This is a genomic window from Nonomuraea sp. NPDC003709, assembly GCF_040610775.1.
In the GTDB taxonomy this organism is placed as follows: domain Bacteria; phylum Actinomycetota; class Actinomycetes; order Streptosporangiales; family Streptosporangiaceae; genus Nonomuraea; species Nonomuraea angiospora_A.
On record NZ_JBEXMW010000027.1, the window covers coordinates 101,420 to 116,702 of the forward strand.

18 protein-coding genes are annotated in these 15,283 nt (G+C 70.4%); 9 read left to right on the forward strand and 9 right to left on the reverse strand.

The features are described 5' to 3' along the window. Positions 1 to 25: 25 nt before the first annotated feature. A complete protein-coding gene (locus ABZX61_RS53295; RefSeq protein WP_350737493.1) occupies positions 26 to 619 on the reverse strand; it encodes an exonuclease in 594 nt (197 codons plus the stop codon). 114 nt (positions 620 to 733) lie between these two features. On the opposite strand from ABZX61_RS53295, the gene ABZX61_RS53300 reads away from it, so the two are divergent. Continuing rightward, positions 734 to 1,552, forward strand: coding sequence for a hypothetical protein (locus tag ABZX61_RS53300; RefSeq protein WP_355207629.1), 819 nt, complete (start codon positions 734 to 736; stop codon positions 1,550 to 1,552). Here ABZX61_RS53300 and ABZX61_RS53305 read toward each other — a convergent pair. Continuing rightward, entirely contained in the window at positions 1,523 to 2,962 is a 1,440-nt protein-coding gene (locus ABZX61_RS53305; protein WP_355207631.1) for a hypothetical protein, read from the reverse strand. The genes ABZX61_RS53300 and ABZX61_RS53305 overlap by 30 nt on opposite strands. A gap of 70 nt (positions 2,963 to 3,032) precedes the next feature. Between ABZX61_RS53305 and ABZX61_RS53310 the strand changes: the two genes are divergently transcribed. Continuing rightward, complete coding sequence (locus tag ABZX61_RS53310) at positions 3,033 to 3,500, forward strand: anthrone oxygenase family protein (protein WP_355207634.1); 468 nt, start codon at positions 3,033 to 3,035, stop codon at positions 3,498 to 3,500. Here ABZX61_RS53310 and ABZX61_RS53315 read toward each other — a convergent pair. Continuing rightward, on the reverse strand, positions 3,485 to 4,042 hold the full coding sequence (locus ABZX61_RS53315) for an ABATE domain-containing protein (protein WP_355207637.1): 558 nt from the start codon (positions 4,040 to 4,042) through the stop codon (positions 3,485 to 3,487). The genes ABZX61_RS53310 and ABZX61_RS53315 overlap by 16 nt on opposite strands. Before the next feature lie 84 nt (positions 4,043 to 4,126). On the opposite strand from ABZX61_RS53315, the gene ABZX61_RS53320 reads away from it, so the two are divergent. Further along, positions 4,127 to 4,960 carry an alpha/beta hydrolase gene (locus ABZX61_RS53320; RefSeq protein WP_355207639.1) on the forward strand — a complete coding sequence of 278 codons (834 nt, stop codon included), beginning with the start codon at positions 4,127 to 4,129 and terminating at the stop codon, positions 4,958 to 4,960. Between the two features lie 89 nt (positions 4,961 to 5,049). On the opposite strand, the gene ABZX61_RS53325 is transcribed toward ABZX61_RS53320, so the two are convergent. Then, positions 5,050 to 5,280 carry a DUF3073 domain-containing protein gene (locus ABZX61_RS53325; RefSeq protein ID WP_350737475.1) on the reverse strand — a complete coding sequence of 77 codons (231 nt, stop codon included), beginning with the start codon at positions 5,278 to 5,280 and terminating at the stop codon, positions 5,050 to 5,052. 152 nt (positions 5,281 to 5,432) lie between these two features. Further along, positions 5,433 to 6,512 carry a Glu/Leu/Phe/Val dehydrogenase gene (locus tag ABZX61_RS53330; protein ID WP_350737472.1) on the reverse strand — a complete coding sequence of 360 codons (1,080 nt, stop codon included), beginning with the start codon at positions 6,510 to 6,512 and terminating at the stop codon, positions 5,433 to 5,435. Positions 6,513 to 6,619: 107 nt separating this feature from the next. Between ABZX61_RS53330 and ABZX61_RS53335 the strand changes: the two genes are divergently transcribed. Both ABZX61_RS53335 and bldC read left to right on the forward strand, forming a co-directional pair. Then, positions 6,620 to 7,483, forward strand: coding sequence for a hypothetical protein (locus ABZX61_RS53335; RefSeq protein ID WP_350737470.1), 864 nt, complete (start codon positions 6,620 to 6,622; stop codon positions 7,481 to 7,483). 322 nt (positions 7,484 to 7,805) lie between these two features. Then, positions 7,806 to 8,009 carry a developmental transcriptional regulator BldC gene (bldC, locus tag ABZX61_RS53340; RefSeq protein ID WP_013133571.1) on the forward strand — a complete coding sequence of 68 codons (204 nt, stop codon included), beginning with the start codon at positions 7,806 to 7,808 and terminating at the stop codon, positions 8,007 to 8,009. Between the two features lie 133 nt (positions 8,010 to 8,142). On the opposite strand, the gene ABZX61_RS53345 is transcribed toward bldC, so the two are convergent. Beyond that, positions 8,143 to 8,793 (reverse strand): TetR/AcrR family transcriptional regulator, encoded by a 651-nt coding sequence (locus tag ABZX61_RS53345; protein WP_350737468.1) that lies wholly within the window; start codon positions 8,791 to 8,793, stop codon positions 8,143 to 8,145. Positions 8,794 to 8,940: 147 nt separating this feature from the next. On the opposite strand from ABZX61_RS53345, the gene ABZX61_RS53350 reads away from it, so the two are divergent. From ABZX61_RS53350 to ABZX61_RS53365, 4 genes are all read left to right on the forward strand, one after another. Beyond that, positions 8,941 to 9,990, forward strand: coding sequence for a LacI family DNA-binding transcriptional regulator (locus tag ABZX61_RS53350; RefSeq protein ID WP_355207643.1), 1,050 nt, complete (start codon positions 8,941 to 8,943; stop codon positions 9,988 to 9,990). A 215-nt stretch (positions 9,991 to 10,205) separates the two neighbouring features. Continuing rightward, positions 10,206 to 10,454 (forward strand): hypothetical protein, encoded by a 249-nt coding sequence (locus ABZX61_RS53355; RefSeq protein WP_185069048.1) that lies wholly within the window; start codon positions 10,206 to 10,208, stop codon positions 10,452 to 10,454. 97 nt (positions 10,455 to 10,551) lie between these two features. Then, a complete protein-coding gene (locus tag ABZX61_RS53360; RefSeq protein ID WP_350737461.1) occupies positions 10,552 to 11,394 on the forward strand; it encodes an N-acetylmuramoyl-L-alanine amidase in 843 nt (280 codons plus the stop codon). Beyond that, entirely contained in the window at positions 11,391 to 12,980 is a 1,590-nt protein-coding gene (locus tag ABZX61_RS53365; RefSeq protein ID WP_355207646.1) for a beta-N-acetylhexosaminidase, read from the forward strand. Before ABZX61_RS53360 ends, ABZX61_RS53365 begins: the two co-directional genes overlap by 4 nt. A 1-nt stretch (position 12,981) precedes the next feature. On the opposite strand, the gene ABZX61_RS53370 is transcribed toward ABZX61_RS53365, so the two are convergent. Genes ABZX61_RS53370 through ABZX61_RS53380 form a run of 3 tightly spaced genes read right to left on the reverse strand, consistent with a single transcriptional unit; the run spans position 12,982 to position 15,265 of the window. After that, positions 12,982 to 13,536, reverse strand: a complete 555-nt coding sequence (locus ABZX61_RS53370) for a GNAT family N-acetyltransferase (protein ID WP_355207649.1) — start codon at positions 13,534 to 13,536, stop codon at positions 12,982 to 12,984. 19 nt (positions 13,537 to 13,555) lie between these two features. Next, positions 13,556 to 14,608: a quinone-dependent dihydroorotate dehydrogenase gene (locus ABZX61_RS53375; protein WP_355207652.1), complete on the reverse strand. Its 1,053-nt coding sequence runs from the start codon at positions 14,606 to 14,608 to the stop codon at positions 13,556 to 13,558. 6 nt (positions 14,609 to 14,614) lie between these two features. Then, positions 14,615 to 15,265 (reverse strand): response regulator transcription factor, encoded by a 651-nt coding sequence (locus ABZX61_RS53380; RefSeq protein WP_350737450.1) that lies wholly within the window; start codon positions 15,263 to 15,265, stop codon positions 14,615 to 14,617. Positions 15,266 to 15,283: the final 18 nt, after the last annotated feature.

Here is a 15,283-nt window from a genome sequence, read left to right on the forward strand (position 1 = left end):
AGCGAGGGGGGAATCTCCGGTCCCCTCAACGCTCTCCGGGATCCCTCAGAGCTTCCTGTGCGGATTCTGAAGATCTCGTGAGAATGACCGCCTCGAACATCCGCGCCAGCTCCGCCGCGTCCTCCTCGGCGTGATGCGTGTGCGGCAGCCCTTCGAGGCCCAGCCGCCGCTTCATGGTCCTCTTGCCCGTCTCCGACCACTGGCAGCCGGTCTGTCCCATCCAGTAGCTGCGCAGGTCGATACCCGAGCCGGTCACCCCGAACGGGCTCTTGCCGGTGAACCGTACGAAATACCAGTGCACGAACATCCCGTCCCACACCGCGGGCGCGGCCAGGAACACCGGGCGGCCGACCTTCCGCAGGCCGTCGACCCAGCGGGCGGCCGCCGCCATGGCCACCTCGGGCGCGGGGGCCTCGCGCAGCAGCCGGTCGCGGTCAAGACCCGAGACGGCCAGCGCCTCGGGCACGAAGTCGTCGGAGATCGGCCGCAGCTCCGTGTAGAAGGTCAGGCCGGGCCGCCCGGCCACGGCCATCCCCAGGGAGATCATGCTGTACGGGCCCGGGATCGGCCCGTCGGCCTCCACGTCCACGGCGACATACAGCTCAGGAAGTCGTGACACGGGGGAAAGCGTAGCTGCACGACATCTGCACCACATCCGCACACGGGGCTGGTGGATCCGGCGGGGCCGCACGCGGTGTGCTCGAGGAGCAGCCTAGTGGGGGAGGCGTCGCGTATGGACGAACCGATCGTGGATCCCGCCGCCTCCCGGCGGGAACGGCGGCGGATCCGCGGTGTCCGGACGCTGTTGCTCGGCCGCCGGGAGCCCGCGCCGCCGCCGTGGATGAGGCGCCTGCTCGCCGTCGCCGCAGGGGTCACGGGGCTGAGCGGCGCGCTGTTCGGCGCCGCGGCCCTCAGGACCGACCACGAGTCGGCGGGGATGGCGGGGCTGATGGTCTTCCTCGTCATGGTGCTCTACATCGGCGTCTCCCGGCCCGGGCCGGAGCGGAGGGGCGGCGAGCGTCACGTCCACCCCGCCGAGCTGGACTCCGAGGCTCTCACCCTGCTGGCCCGGGCCAGGCAGGCGATCCTGGAGGTGACCGACTCCCGGGTGAACCGCCTGGGGCTCCTCGACACCGTCGCCAACGACGTCGTGCTCCCCGAGCGGCTGTGGCACGTCGCCCGCCTCCTGCGTACGCAGACGGAGCTGCGGGCCGAGCAGGCCGAGGCGCGGGTGGAGCTGATGACGCCCGAGCTGGCCGCCGTGCTCGAACCCCAGCAGGAGGCCCTGCGCCGCTCCGTGGCGGCGGTCACCGAGCGGGTGTGGGAGCTGGAGGTGTACGCCGGCCGCGTCAAGGCGGCCGACTCGGCCCTGCGCGCCCAGGAGCTGCAGCGCAGCAACGACAGATATCGGGACCTGCTGGCGCAGACCGGCGACGCCGAGGGCCTGCGGGACCTGACCGAGCAGGCGGACACGCTGGCCAGGAGCCTGCGCGAGGCGGTCGAGGCGGGCCAGACGCTGGCCTCAGAAATCACGCCACTCGTCGAACCATGAGCCGGCCTCGCCCGAGGGCACGCCCGCCCGCGCCGCCAGCGCCATGAAGGCGTCGCCCGCTTCCTCCCGCCGCAACGTGTCGATCATCCCGTGCCGTCCGTCGAGGTCGTTGAGCCTCTCCACGAACTCCCGCAGCGTCTGCCTGGCGTCGGCCACCCCGCCCGGATCGTCGGCGCTCAGCCGCCCGATGGCCTCGGAGGCCGTCGTGTAGGCCCGGCACGCCGCCGCTCCCGCCCGCCGGTCGTCGTCGACCCAGTTGCGCAGCGGATTGTCGATGTTGGCGGCCAGCCATTTGTCCGACTTGGCGCCGCGCAGCCGGACCTGCACCGCCGATCCCCGGTAGCGCTGCTTGATCGGCCCGCTCTGGCTGCTCCTGAGCGAGGCGACGCTGACGTGCCGCAGGGCGCCGCCGGGCGGGGGCAGCATCGACGCGTCGACCCCGTACGCGTCGACCAGCTCCAGCGTGTGCAGCTTGGGGAACGCGGTCGCGCCGACGAGCCCGCCGTACGAGCGGAGCCACTGGATCCGCAGCGACTCCAGCTCGGCGAGCCCGTCCAGCGCCGCGAGCCGCAGGTCGCCCGCCACCTCCATCGCCACCTCGCGCACGCCGCTCAGCCCGGCGGGGACGCCGGAGCGGGTCGTCACGCGGATCCACCGCCCGCCGGCGGCCGCAGTGACGAGCTCGGGCGGCGCCGCGTCCAGGCGCAGGCGGGTCAGGGTGGGCGGCAGGACGAGCCGGCGCGGCGAGGCTCCGGCGAACGTCAGATCGTTGAGATGCGTCCCGCCCAGATCGACCTCGCCGGGCGGATCGGCCCAGTGCAGGCTGGTGATGATCGGCCGGGACGAGAGGGCGGCGGCGAGACCGCGGTCGGGCCCGGCCCAGGTCAGCGAGGTCACCCGGGGCAGCGCGTCCAGCCCGGCCCAGCGCACCTCGCCGTGGAGCTCCCGCAGGTCGAGCCCGGACACCATGGCCGGCCTGCGGATCCGCCGACCGCCGAAGTCGGCCTCGATCTGCCCGGGAGCCGCGCTCTTGTAGGCGGCCTTGACCTCGTCGGGCACCCGCAGGTCCCAGTGCCGCTGTAGGACGACCTGCACGCCCAGGGCGGGCCATCCGCCGTACGCGCTGGTCGAGCACGGCATGCCGGCGCTCACCGGCAGCGACCCGAGCCGGACGAAACCGGCGGGCAACGGGGCGGCCGCGTCGACGGACAGGATCTGGGGCACACCCTCCCAGCTGTGGTGGTCGATGATCAGCGGGCGGGCCCCGCGCAGGTCGTCGAGCGCGGGCGCCGCGTCGGAGTGCCAGTCGAACACGCACACCGTCAGCTCGCCGTCCGCCGCCGTCACCTGGCACGCGCCGAAACCGCCGAGCGGCAGTGGCACGGCCACGACGTCACCGATCTCCAGCATGCCCGGCAGGCTAGCAACCGCGGGCGACAACCCCGTGGAAAAGATTCCGCCCGCGCGGGATCATTGCCGCATGGACGTACTCGCGGCCGTCGCGGTGATCCTCGCGCTCGTGCTCAACGGCCTCATGGCAGGGGTCTACTTCGCGTTCTCGACGTCGGTGATGCCGGGCCTCGACGCCGTCGACAAGGAGCAGGCGGCAGCCGTCATGCGGAGCATCAACCAGAAGATCCTCAATCCGGCGTTCCTGGCCACGTTCATGCTGGCGCCGATCCTCGCGCTGGTCGCCGGGATCCTGCTGTTCGTGGCCGGACCCGGCAGCCTGCCGGGCATCCTGGCCGTCGCGGGCGCCGTCGTCGCCTTCGCCGGCTCGATCATGGTGACGGGAGCGGTCAACGTCCCGCTGAACAACGCGATCGACGCGGGCGAGGTCGACTGGGCCGACTACCTGCCCCGCTGGACCCGCTTCAACACCGTGCGCGGCTGGGCCTGCGCGCTCACCGTCGCCCTCCTGGGCGCCGCGCTCTACGTCTGGGAGTGATCCGGCTTGTGCCGCTGGTAGTAGCGGGCGACGCGGATCCGGTTGCCGCAGAGCGTCGGTGAGCACCAGCGGCGGCGGGGGTGGGCCGGGAGGAAGAGCATCCGGCAGTCGGGCGCCTCGCAGGAGCGGACCTTGCCCACGTCGGGGTCCGTCAGCAGCTGCACGGCCGCCTCGGCGAGCTGCGTGAGCAGGCGGCTCACATCCGTGCCGTCCCGCCGCGCGACGCTCGTGAAGACGACTCCCCGGGCCTCCAGCCGAGGGTACGGCGGGGAGAGCCGCAGGGCCTCGTTGATCGCCGCGATCGAGTCGGGCGGCGCGGGGACGGCCTGGCGGGCGGCGTCCAGGGCCGCTTCCACATGACCGCGCAGCCGGCGGACGGCGGCCAGGTCGGCGGCCGGGAAGGGTGCGCCGGGCAGGGTGAGGCGGTCCGACTGCCTGGCCAGCCAGTCGCCGAAGTCGCCGGCCCGGTCCAGGGCGTCGTGGTCGCGGGACCGTGTGTTGACCAGGTCCAGGGCCAGGGGCTCACCCGTCAGCAACTCCATGCCGCTAATGCTACATCCACGAGTTGACCCATTAGCGCCGTCGGTCTATAACTAATGCGTCTTCACGAGAAAGAGGCATGTGAGATGCGGATTCCACACATCAGGCACGGGTTCGTGGACGTCGAGGGGGTCGAGGTCTTCTACCGGGAGGCGGGGCCGGAAGGCGGGGTCCCGCTGCTGTTGCTGCACGGATTCCCGTCCGCGTCGCACCAGTACCGGCGGCTCATGGACGCCCTGGGCAGCCGCTATCGGGTGATCGCACCCGACTATCCCGGATTCGGGCACACGCGGGTCCCCGACGGTTTCGCGTACTCCTTCGTCCGGCTGGCCGACGTCGTCGAGGGGTTCGTGCGGGCGATCGGGCTCGGGCCGTTCGTGCTGTACGCGTTCGACTTCGGCGGGCCCGTCGGGTTCCGGGTGGCCGAGCGGCATCCCGAGTGGATCGCCGGGCTCATCGTGCAGAACGCCAACGCGTACGACGAAGGGCTGTCCGAGGTGGCGCGCCAGGCCGTCAAGGCGCCGTCCGGGGAGCTGTTCACGCTGCCGTTCACCCGCGGCCAGTACGAGGACGGCACGGCGGACCCGGCGCTTGTGGCGCCCGACGGATGGACGCTCGACCAGCACTTCCTGGACCTGCCGGGACGCAAGGAAGCGCAGCTGGCCCTCGCCCGCGACTACGCCGGGAACCTCGCGCGCTACCCGGCCTGGCAGGCATGGCTACGCCTGCACCGCCCGCCGACGCTGGTGCTCTGGGGGCGGGGAGACGCGATCTTCCTGGAGCCGGGCGCCCACGCGTACCGGCGGGACGTGCCCGAGGCGGAGGTGCACGTCTTCGACACCGGGCACTTCGCGCTGGAGGAGAAGCTCCCGGAGATCGCACCGGTCATCGCGGACTTCCTGGAAAAGACGACCACGTGACGAAAGCCCCACGGTTACCCGTGGGGCCCGACGAGCGTGAACGAGAATCCGGCGCGGGCGCCGGTCCTCGTCACGTCAACCAGGAACGGCTATCGACGGCCGGGAGGACGGTCGTCTTCGTCGTCTCCGGCGCCATAGTCATCGGCGTAATCGGCATAGCGATCCGCCAGCTCATCGTTGAGGTCGTCGGCGTCGTCATTGCTGCTGGAGTCTCCGACCCCGAGTTCATCGCGAAGACGATCAAGATCCGTGCCACCGCTGTTGTACTTCAGCTGGCGAGCAACCTTGACCTGCTTGGCCTTTGCTCGGCCGCGCCCCATTGGCTCGACCCCCTCGTGTGGGGTCGTCCCCGACCCCCTCGTCGCTAACGCACCACACACTGACGCCGCGTCTCTTTGGGCGTCAGCCTATCGTTCGCCTATTACCGTACCTGTTTTGTGCCCAGCTCGGTACGTCGTATGGGCGTGGGCCGTCAGCGGCCCAGCCAAATGCCCCTAATACGCCCGACTTCCGACATTCTGCGCTCGGCTAGCCTATCCGCTGCGACAGCGGGCGGAACGCCCTCATCGGCAGCGATTTGGAAGATCTTCAGGGTCGTGTCGTAGATCTGGGTGGCCTTCGATCTGGCTCGTTCCATGTCGAAGCCCTCGATCTCGTCCGCGACCTGGATCACGCCTCCCGAATTGACGACATAGTCGGGCGCGTAGAGGATGCCGCGCTCGGCGAGTTGCTTCTCGACCCCGGGGTGGGCGAGCTGGTTGTTGGCCCCGCCACAGACGATCTTCGCCCGGAGCCTGGCGACCGTCGCGTCGTCGAGGGCGCCGCCGAGCGCGCACGGCGCGAACACGTCGATGTCGGATCCGCTCAGCTCGGCCGCGTCGGCCACCACGTCGACCTCCGGGTGGCGCAGGCGCACCCGCTCGACGGCCTTGGGGGCGACGTCGCAGATCACGACCTCGGCGCCGTCCTCGCGCAGGAGCTCGACCAGGCGGTGGCCCACCTTGCCGACCCCTTCGACGCCGACGCGCCTGCCGTGCAGCGACGGAGTGCCGTACACGCGCTCGGCCGAGGCCCGCATGCCCTGGAACACGCCGAACGCCGTGAGGATGGACGAATCCCCCGCCCCGCCGTAGGCCGGCGAGCGGCCGGTCACGAAGCGTGACTCGCGGGCGATGAGGTCCATGTCCTCGCTGTAGGTGCCCACGTCGCAGGCCGTGATGTAGCGCCCGCCGAGCGACTGCACGAACCTCCCGTAGGCGCGCAGCAGCGCCTCGTTCTTGTCGTGGGCCGGGTCGCCGATGATGACGGCCTTGCCGCCGCCCAGGTCGAGCCCGGCCAGCGCGTTCTTGTAGGACATGCCCTTGGCGAGGTTGAGCACGTCGGCCAGGGCCGCGCTCTCGCTCTCGTACGGATAGAAGCGGGTGCCTCCCAGCCCAGGGCCCAGGGCCGTGTTGTGGATGGCGATGATGGCACGCAGGCCGCTCTGCTCGTCGGCGCAGAACACGACCTGCTCGTGGACGTCCTTTTGGGACGAACCGAAGACGTCGGTCACGGTAGTGACTCCCTGTCCGGTCCGCCGCACCTTTGCGACGGAGATCACCTCACAGCGTAGTAAGCCACAACGGTGCACGCAGGTTCGCTTCATGACACGATGCCTCCGTGCTGCCCTATGCCGCCTACCTCCGCGTCTATGAGCCACTGACCGCGTTCGCCGAACCCGAGCGCAAGGTGTGGGCCGACTACGCCGACTCACGGGACCGCCCGCGCCGCGCGAACGCGCTCAATGCGGAGCACGGCGAGTCGGTCATGCGCCTTCTCGGTATGCCCCCTCAACCCGTTCCCGCCCAGGAGAGCCCCAACGCCTATCTGCGGCGTGTTGAGGACCGTCTCTATGTCTGTCCCTGGCAAAGCCGTTTGCGCTCGTGGCTGGCGTTCTCAAGGCTGCGTGGCACCACTCCTGTGAAGCTGATGGACCATCTGGTGCCCAAGGCGATCGCGGACCAGGTGGCGGACGACTTCGACCGGTACAAGCGGCAGGCCGGTTCGTCCGCGTTGCGTACGCACATTCGCACCACGGCGTGGCATGTGCCGCCATCGTGGTTCGTGCCGTTTGATGGGAACGAGCGCTGGCTGGTGCTCGGCTCCGCCAACCCGGGACAGGACGTGACGACCGCTACCGGACGCAACCTCATCTACGTCACCTCCATGGCGCAGGCCAGGAGGCGGGCGGCCAGGGCGCTCAACGTGCTGCGCAGGCACCTGGGCGACGTGGCGGCCAACTTCGACGTGGAGGACGTCGCCAGGTGGCTGGAGGAGTTCCACCCGCACTCGCTGGTGGAGCTCGACTACGGCGGCCTCGTCCACCTCATGGACGACGACGCGTTGCAGGCGGACCAGTCGGTGGCCGAGCTGGCGGGCGCCCTGACGGGCCTGGACACGGGTCAAGAAGAACTTGCCTACGCCATGTACCAGAGGGTGATCCTCCGGTGGAAGTCAATGCAACAGCTGGAATCTGCCAACTGAGGCTCAATACGACCGTCTGACCTGCATGAGTAGGTCACGTCTCCCGGCTGCTCTCTTCTGCGAACTGAGTAGTTTGCCGTTTTCACTGCGATACCACGAACCGTGTCGCTAGAATCACCGAGCGTGACATCGCCGCGGGGGCGGGCAGTTGGGTCAAAGAAGGGCTCGCCAATCGCTCTGCGTGGCGGTATGGTCACATCGGGTGATGCCGCATATGGCTCAGAAAAGCCGCACGCTCTGTGCCATAGGGGGACATCCGTGACACGCGCAAAGGCAGTCACAGGATCGCTAAGCCGGTCCACACGGAGGAGAGGCCGCACAAATGTCAGCTCGTACACCCGAGGCCGAGCCACTGCTCACGCCCGCTGAGGTCGCGACCATGTTCAGGGTCGACCCCAAGACCGTTACGCGGTGGGCCAAGGCGGGTAAGTTGACGTCGATTCGAACCCTCGGCGGTCATCGGCGTTACCGGGAGACCGAGGTCCGGGCACTGCTCGCGGGGATTCCGCAGCAGCGCTCGGAGTAAGTGAGGGTCGTCACGGATCCTCAGGGGGGTTGAGGGTGAGCCAGGCCGACGGCCTGGTCCACCGTCGTGGCGACACAACGTCGCATGGGAGAGTTGGCGCCGCCCGCCCGGCGCCATCCTTCTCTCTGTCTCTCTATTTGAGTCGTTCCAACAGGGTAGCCACGGCGCCGTCGTAGGCGGCGGCCACGCCGAGCAGCGCGACCATGTGATCGACGAGCATCTTTTCCAGCGTCGGTCGCTCTATGTCACGGTGCTCGAGCCAGTCGAGGCCGGCCGTCTCCACGGAGGCGATCCACGAGCGCAGGGTCGTGCGCAGCACCGGGCTGGCCTCATCGACCCGCATCTGCTTCAGGATGAGGCGGAAGAGACGCTGGCGTACGCCGTCGACGATCTCGCCGATCTCGCCCGCCCGGTTGGCGGGCCCCCCGCGCAGCAACGCGGCGAACCCGGCCGCGTGCTCCTCGACGAAGTCGAAATAGCGCCTGAGCCCGGAGGCCAGCTCTTCCAGCGGCCTGCCGCCCTCATGGGGGCGAAGCCGGGACTCCAGCTGCTCCGCCGCGCTCCTCAGCGCGGCCACGTAGAGCTCCTGCTTGCCACCGAAGTAGTGGTAGACCAGGGCCCGCGAAGCGCCCGCCGCCGAGGCCACGTCGTCGATCGAGACGTCTTCCGCGTCACGGGTGCTGAACAGCTCGAGCGCGGCCGCCATCAGCTCCTCGCGACGCCGGTCGACACTGAGCCTGCGCCGCGCCGGCCGTGCCGTCTCGGCTGACTTCCCGGGTGTCACACCTGCACAGTAGCCGACGCCGTGCCGGCCGTTCCCCGGGTTAACCCGCGACGATTCCCTGAGTCAAACAGTGAGAAGGCCGTACCCTGCCGCGAACTCGATCGTTTGGTCAGACAGGTGCCCATATCCGCATCGCGGGGGAGACACATGTCAGGACCGCCCGTCAACACTTCAACCATTACCGAGATCAGAGAGGTAGACACACTGCCTCGGCCCAGACCGACCATCCGCAACGTCGCCGAACGAGCCGGCGTCTCGAAATCGCTGGTCTCTCTCGTGCTACGCGGATCCCCGCACGTGAGCGAGCACCGGCGCCAGGCCGTGCTGCAGGCCGCCCGCGAACTCGGCTACCGGCCGAACGCGGTCGCGCGAAGCCTGGTCGAAGGCCGTACGCATCTGGTGGGCGCGCTCGTCGCCGACCTGCACAATCCGTTCTACGCGGAGTTCCTCGACGGTCTGCAGGAGAGCCTGCACGGCGACGGCCTGCGCATGCTCATAGGGAACAGCCAGTGGGACCCGGCATTCGAGGACGAGGCCGTCGAGGCCTTCCTCGAGCTCAGGGTGGACGGGCTGGTTCTCCTGGGGATCGCGCCGACCAGCGAGACGCTGATCGAGGCCACCGCCTACACCCCGACCGTCGTCGTAGGGGAACGTGACATCGAGCTCGACGGAGTCGACATCGTGGTCGACGACGACCAGCTCGGCGCTCGCCTGGCCATCGACCACCTGGTCGAACTCGGCCACAAGCGCATCGCGCACATCGAGGGCCGGCGCTCATCGCGCTGCGAGGGCTACCTCGTGGCCATGCGCAGGCACTCGCTGGCGCCGTACATCATGGTCGAGGCCGCGGACTCGACCGAGGAGGGTGGCAGGGAGGCGGCAACGGCGCTGCTCACCCGCGACCCCAGGCCCACGGCGATCTTCGCCGCCAATGACGTGGTCGCGCTCGGCGTGCTCTCGGCCGCCAGCGACCTGGGCCTGCGAGTCCCGCAAGACCTCTCGGTGGTCGGCTACGACAACACGCACCTGTCGGCCTCCCACCACATCTCGCTCACCTCGGTCGACCAGCCCCGCCGCACCATGGGAAGGTCGGCGGCGGCGCTGCTGAGCGACCGGATCGGGGACCCCGCGAAGGTCTCGCGCCTGCGCGAGATCCGCCCCGAGCTGATCGTGCGACGCAGCACGGGTCCCGCCTAAGACGAACAAGAAATCTGCAAAGCCGACTGCCGCTGTGGCGAGGATCGCGCGCACGACGGTAGAGCGGCAGTCTGCTGGAGCAGGTTTCTTGTTCGCAAAGGCCCAAGGCTGGGTCAAGCCGCGCGGAGACGTGGCCGCGCGGCTGTTTACTCGTCAGGGTCATGCTATTTGTGGCCGGATTCGATCCGGCCACGATCTGATCCGGGGGAACAGTCATGCGTGATCCGGAACTAGTGTCTTGCGCCCAGCGCGCGGCGGCCGAGCTCGAGCGCGCCTGGGGCCACTGGCGGGCGGGGAGGGGGCGGGGCGTCGACGGCGCCGCTGAGTCGGTCGCCAGTTACGTCGCCCACTCCCTCGACCACCCGTGGGGCCGGCCCCGCGTCGTCCTCGGGCTCGACGCCGAGGACGCGCGGGAGCTGGCCGCCCTGCTGGAGCGCCAGGAGATCGGCGAGCGTGTCTGGTGAGGGGCTAGTGGCCCGGCCAGGATGTAGCATTCCCCGCCACTCGCCGTAGTTGGCATAAGAAGGGCTTGGGCTCCGGGCTTGCCGTAAGTTGGATGCCATGCGTGCTCTGCCAGCCTCAGCTCTCGTCGTTTGCGGCCTGATCGCCTCCGCGTGTGGCGGCACCGGCACCGGTGGCGCCGCGGCAGGTCAGGCCGCTCCCGCGACCAGCGCGGAGCAGACCGCCGCCGAGCAGACTCCCTCCGAGCAGACTCCCGCCAAGCAGTCCCCGCCCGACGCCAAGCCCCTGGAGGGCAAGGTCGTCGTGATCGACCCGGGCCACAACGGCGGCAACTACCGCGACCCCGCGGCCGTCAACCGCAAGGTCAACGTGCTGACCAAGTGGAAGCCCTGCGACACGACGGGCACCCAGACCAACAGCGGCTACACCGAGGCCGCCTTCTCCTTCGACGTCTCCAAGCGGCTCGTCAAGATCCTCGAATCCCGTGGGGCCACGGTCAAGCTGACCAGGACGAGCAACGACGGTGTGGGCCCGTGCATCACCCAGCGGGCCGCCATCGGCAACAAGGCCCGCGCCGACGCGGCGATCTCCATCCACGGCGACGGCGCGGCCCCCGCCAACCACGGCTTCCACGTCATCATGCCGAAGAAGATCAACGGCCCCGTGGACAAGGTCGTGGGCGCCTCCAGCAGGCTCGGCATCGACGTGCGCAACGCGTTCGCCAAGGGCACGGGCCTGCCGTACTCCACCTACATCGGCCGCAACGCGCTCGACTACCGCAACGACCTCGGCGGCCTCAACCTGTCGACCGTGCCGAAGATCTTCATCGAGTGCGGCAACATGCGCAACGCCGCCGAGGCGGCCAAGTTCCAGGATCCCGGCTTCCGGCAGAAGATCGCGCTGGCGCTGGCGAACGGATTGCAGCACTATCTCGAAACATGATTCCTCGCCCAGAGCTGCTCAGCGATCTTTCCGGTTCCTTCGAGCTGACCTCGGGCGCGACCGTGTCCGGCGACCTGGTGGACGCCGTACGCCTCGCGCTTCCGCGGCTCGACCTGCGGCCCGGCGACGCCGGTGAGATCGACGTCCGGCGGGATCCGGCGCTCGGCGAGGAGGCGTACCGGCTGACGGTGGGTTCGCGGGGCGTGGAGATCGTGGCCGGCGGACGGGCCGGGGCCTTCTACGCGGCGCAGTCGCTGCATCAGTTGCTGCCCGCCGCCTCCTACCGGTTCTCCACCGGGGCCTCGTGGCTCGTTCCAGGGGTGCGGATCGAGGACGCGCCGCGCTTCGCCTGGCGCGGGCTGCACCTGGACGTGGCGCGGCACTTCTTCCCCAAGCGGGAGATCTTCCGCCTGCTCGACCTGATGGCGACGCACAAGCTCAACCGCCTCCACCTGCACCTGGTGGACGACCAGGGGTGGCGGGTGGAGAGCAGGGCGTACCCGCTGCTGCACGAGGTCTCCTCGCACCGGCCGCGTACGGCGTCCAACTACTGGCGTGAGCCGGACACGTACGACGACCTGCCGCATGGGGGCTACTACACGCTCGACGACCTGGCCGAGATCGGCGCTTACGCCCGCGCCCGGTGCGTCACGGTCGTCCCCGAGATCGACGTGCCCGGGCACGCGTCGGCGATCCTGGCGGCGTACCCGTCGCTCGGGGCCACCGGGGAGCGGTACGACGTGCTCGACCGGTGGGGCATCTCCTCGGCGATCCTGTCGCCGCTGCCGCCGACCGTCGAGTTCCTGACCACGATCTTCGACGAGCTGATCGGGGCGCTGGGCGAGACTCCCTACGTGCACATCGGCGGCGACGAGGTCGTGCTGGACCATTGGGGCGAGTCCGCCGAGATCACCGCGTACCGCGACTCGCTCGGGCTGGCCACCTCCAACGACCTGCAGGCGTGGTTCCTGCGGCGGCTCGCGGACGCGCTGGCCGAGCGGGGTGCGCGGGCCGTGGTGTGGGACGAGGCGTTCGTCAGCGGCGGGCTGCGGGAGGACACCGTGGTCATGCCGTGGCGGGGCATGGGGGTGGGCCGCCGGGCCGCCGCGGCCGGGCACGACGTGGTGGCGACCCCGGTGTTCCCGCTGTACTTCGACTACGCGGAGGCTTCTTCGGCGGAGGAGCCCATGGCCATCGGCGACGCCACCACAGTCTCGGACGTGGCCGCCTTCGACCCCGCGCCGGCCTCGTGGACGGAGGAGGAGCGCGCCCGCGTCCTGGGGGCCCAGGCGCAGCTCTGGACCGAGCGCGTGCCCGATGCCCGCACGGTCGACTACCGCCTGTGGCCGCGGGCGTGCGCGCTGGCGGAGATCGCGTGGGCCGGTCCCGCCGACGGCTTCGAGGGACGGCTGGAGGAGCACCTGGGGCGGCTGGACGCGCTCGGGGTGGAGTATCGCCCGCCGGCGGGGCCGCACCCGTGGCAGCGGCGGCGCCCGCACCGGCCGGGCGTGTTGCGCGTCCAGGAGGCGATGGCCCACATCGAAGGCATGACGCACGACGCGGAGTCGACCCGCCCCAGCGTGTGACTTACAGGGCCGGGCGGTCGTTGAGGATGCGCTGGAAGAGGCGGCAGGTCTGCCACCTGCCGTCGATCTCGAGGTAGCGGTCGGCGGTGCCGTACGGCTCGAACCCGGTCTTGACCAGCACGTTCTGCGAAGCCGCGTTGTCGAGCAGGACGCTGGCCGCGATCCGGTGCAGCCGCAGCTCCTCGTCGGCCATCCGGCACACCTCCCGCACGGCGCCGGTGGCCAGGCCGCGCCCGATGTAGCCGCCGTCCACCCAGTAGCCGAGGTCGGCGCTCAGCCAGGGGCCGCGGACGATGCCGCTGAGCGTCGCGCGGCCCACGACCTCCTCGCCGTCCGCGAGCACCCAGGCCATCGCCCGGCCCTGCGCCTGATCTTCGAGCAGGCCCTTGAGCCGCTTGGCCTGTCCGTCCGCGGTGAAGAACTCGTCAGGCCTGCGGGGCTCCCACCGCTTGAGGTGGTCACGGTTGCGGTCGTAGGCGCGTACCAGGGCCTCGACGTCCTGTTCGGCGGCCGGGCGCAGGATGATGCCGTCCGCTAGAGGTACCTCTTCGATCATTCGCCCCACGATAAGGGATTCAGGCGGTACGGCCGATGGCGTCCGTAATGGACTTGAGGCCGTGACGGCGCACGCGCCGGGAGAGCTGACGGTGGATGCGCGAGGCCCAGAACGGGCCGCCGTAGATCCAGCCCGTGTAGCCCTGGACCAGGGTGGCCCCGGCGAGCAGGCGCTCCCAGACGTCGTCCACGTCCTCCACCCCGCCGACCGACACCAGCGTGAGCCGGTCGCCGACCCTGGCGCGCAGGCGCCTGAGCACCTCCAGCGAGCGGCCCTTGAGCGGGCGGCCCGACAGCCCGCCGGTCTCGCCGTCGTGCCTGATCGTGGTGTTGGTGGCGATGATGCCGTCCAGGCCCAGCTCCAGCGCCAGGTCGGCGACCGCGTCCACGTCCTCGTCCGCGAGGTCGGGCGCGATCTTCACCAGCAGCGGAGTGGGGCGGGGCGTGCCGTCCGCGACCTCCTTGACCGCCGTGAGCAGCGGCCGCAGCAGCGAGACAGCCTGGAGGTTGCGCAGCCCCGGGGTGTTGGGCGAGCTGACGTTGACCACCAGGTAGTCGGCCAGCGGCGCGAGCTCCTTGGCACTGGCCACGTAGTCGGCCACGGCCTCCGACTCGGGCACCACCTTGGTCTTGCCGATGTTCACCCCGACCACGACGGGGACGCCGCGGGCGCGGCGCAGCCTGCGGGCGGCGGCGGCCGCCCCGGCGTTGTTGAAGCCCATCCGGTTGATCACCGCGCGCTCTCCCACCAGCCTGAACAGGCGCGGGCGCGGGTTGCCCGGCTGGGCGTGCGCGGTGATCGTGCCGACCTCGACGTGGCCGAAGCCGAGCGCGGCGATGCCCTCGGCGCACGCGGCGTCCTTGTCGAACCCGGCGGCCAGGCCCAGCGGACCCGGGAAGTGCACGCCGAACGCGGTCACCCGCAGGGCCGGGTCGCGCGGCGCGAGCGTGCGGAAGAGCAGCCGCTTGACCACGGGCAGCTTTGCGAGGAGCGCGAGGGCGCTCACGGTCTGATGGTGCACGGCCTCGGCGTCGAAACGCCGCAAGACCTGCGTGAACACGAGGCGATACATCACGGGTCAGGCTACCAATCCGGCCTCGTGGGCGATGATTGCGGCCTGCACGCGGTTGCGCACGCCGAGTCTGGTGAGGATGGCGCTCACGTACGCCTTCACCGTGCCCTCGACGATGTGCAGCTCGCGGGCGATCTCGGCGTTGGACATGCCCGCGCCGACCAGGGCGAGCACCTCGCGCTCCCGGTCGGTGAGCGGGCCGACGCGGTCGCGGGCCTGCGCCCCCTTGGTCATCTTTCCGCCCGCGAAGTGTGCGATCACCCGCTGGGCGACCCTGGGGGACAGGTACGCGGCCCCGTCGGCCACCGCGTGGATCCCGGCGATCAGCTCGCGCGGATCGCCCGACTTGAGCAGGAACCCGCTCGCCCCGATGTCGAGCGCCTTGGCGATGTAGTCGTCCTCCCCGAATGTGGTCAGCATCACCACGGCCGTGCCCGGCGCGACCCGGCGCATCTCGCTCGCCGCCCCCAGGCCGTCGAGCCTGGGCATGCGGATGTCGAGCAGCGCCACGTCGGGGCGGTGGCTGATGGCCAGGTCGACGGCCTGCCTGCCGTCCCCGGCCTCGGCCACCACCTCCAGCGACGGGTCGGAGGCGAGGATGGCCTTGACCCCGGCCCGGATCATGGCCTCGTCGTCGGCCAGGAGTACGCGGATCACACCCTCTATATTGCCGAT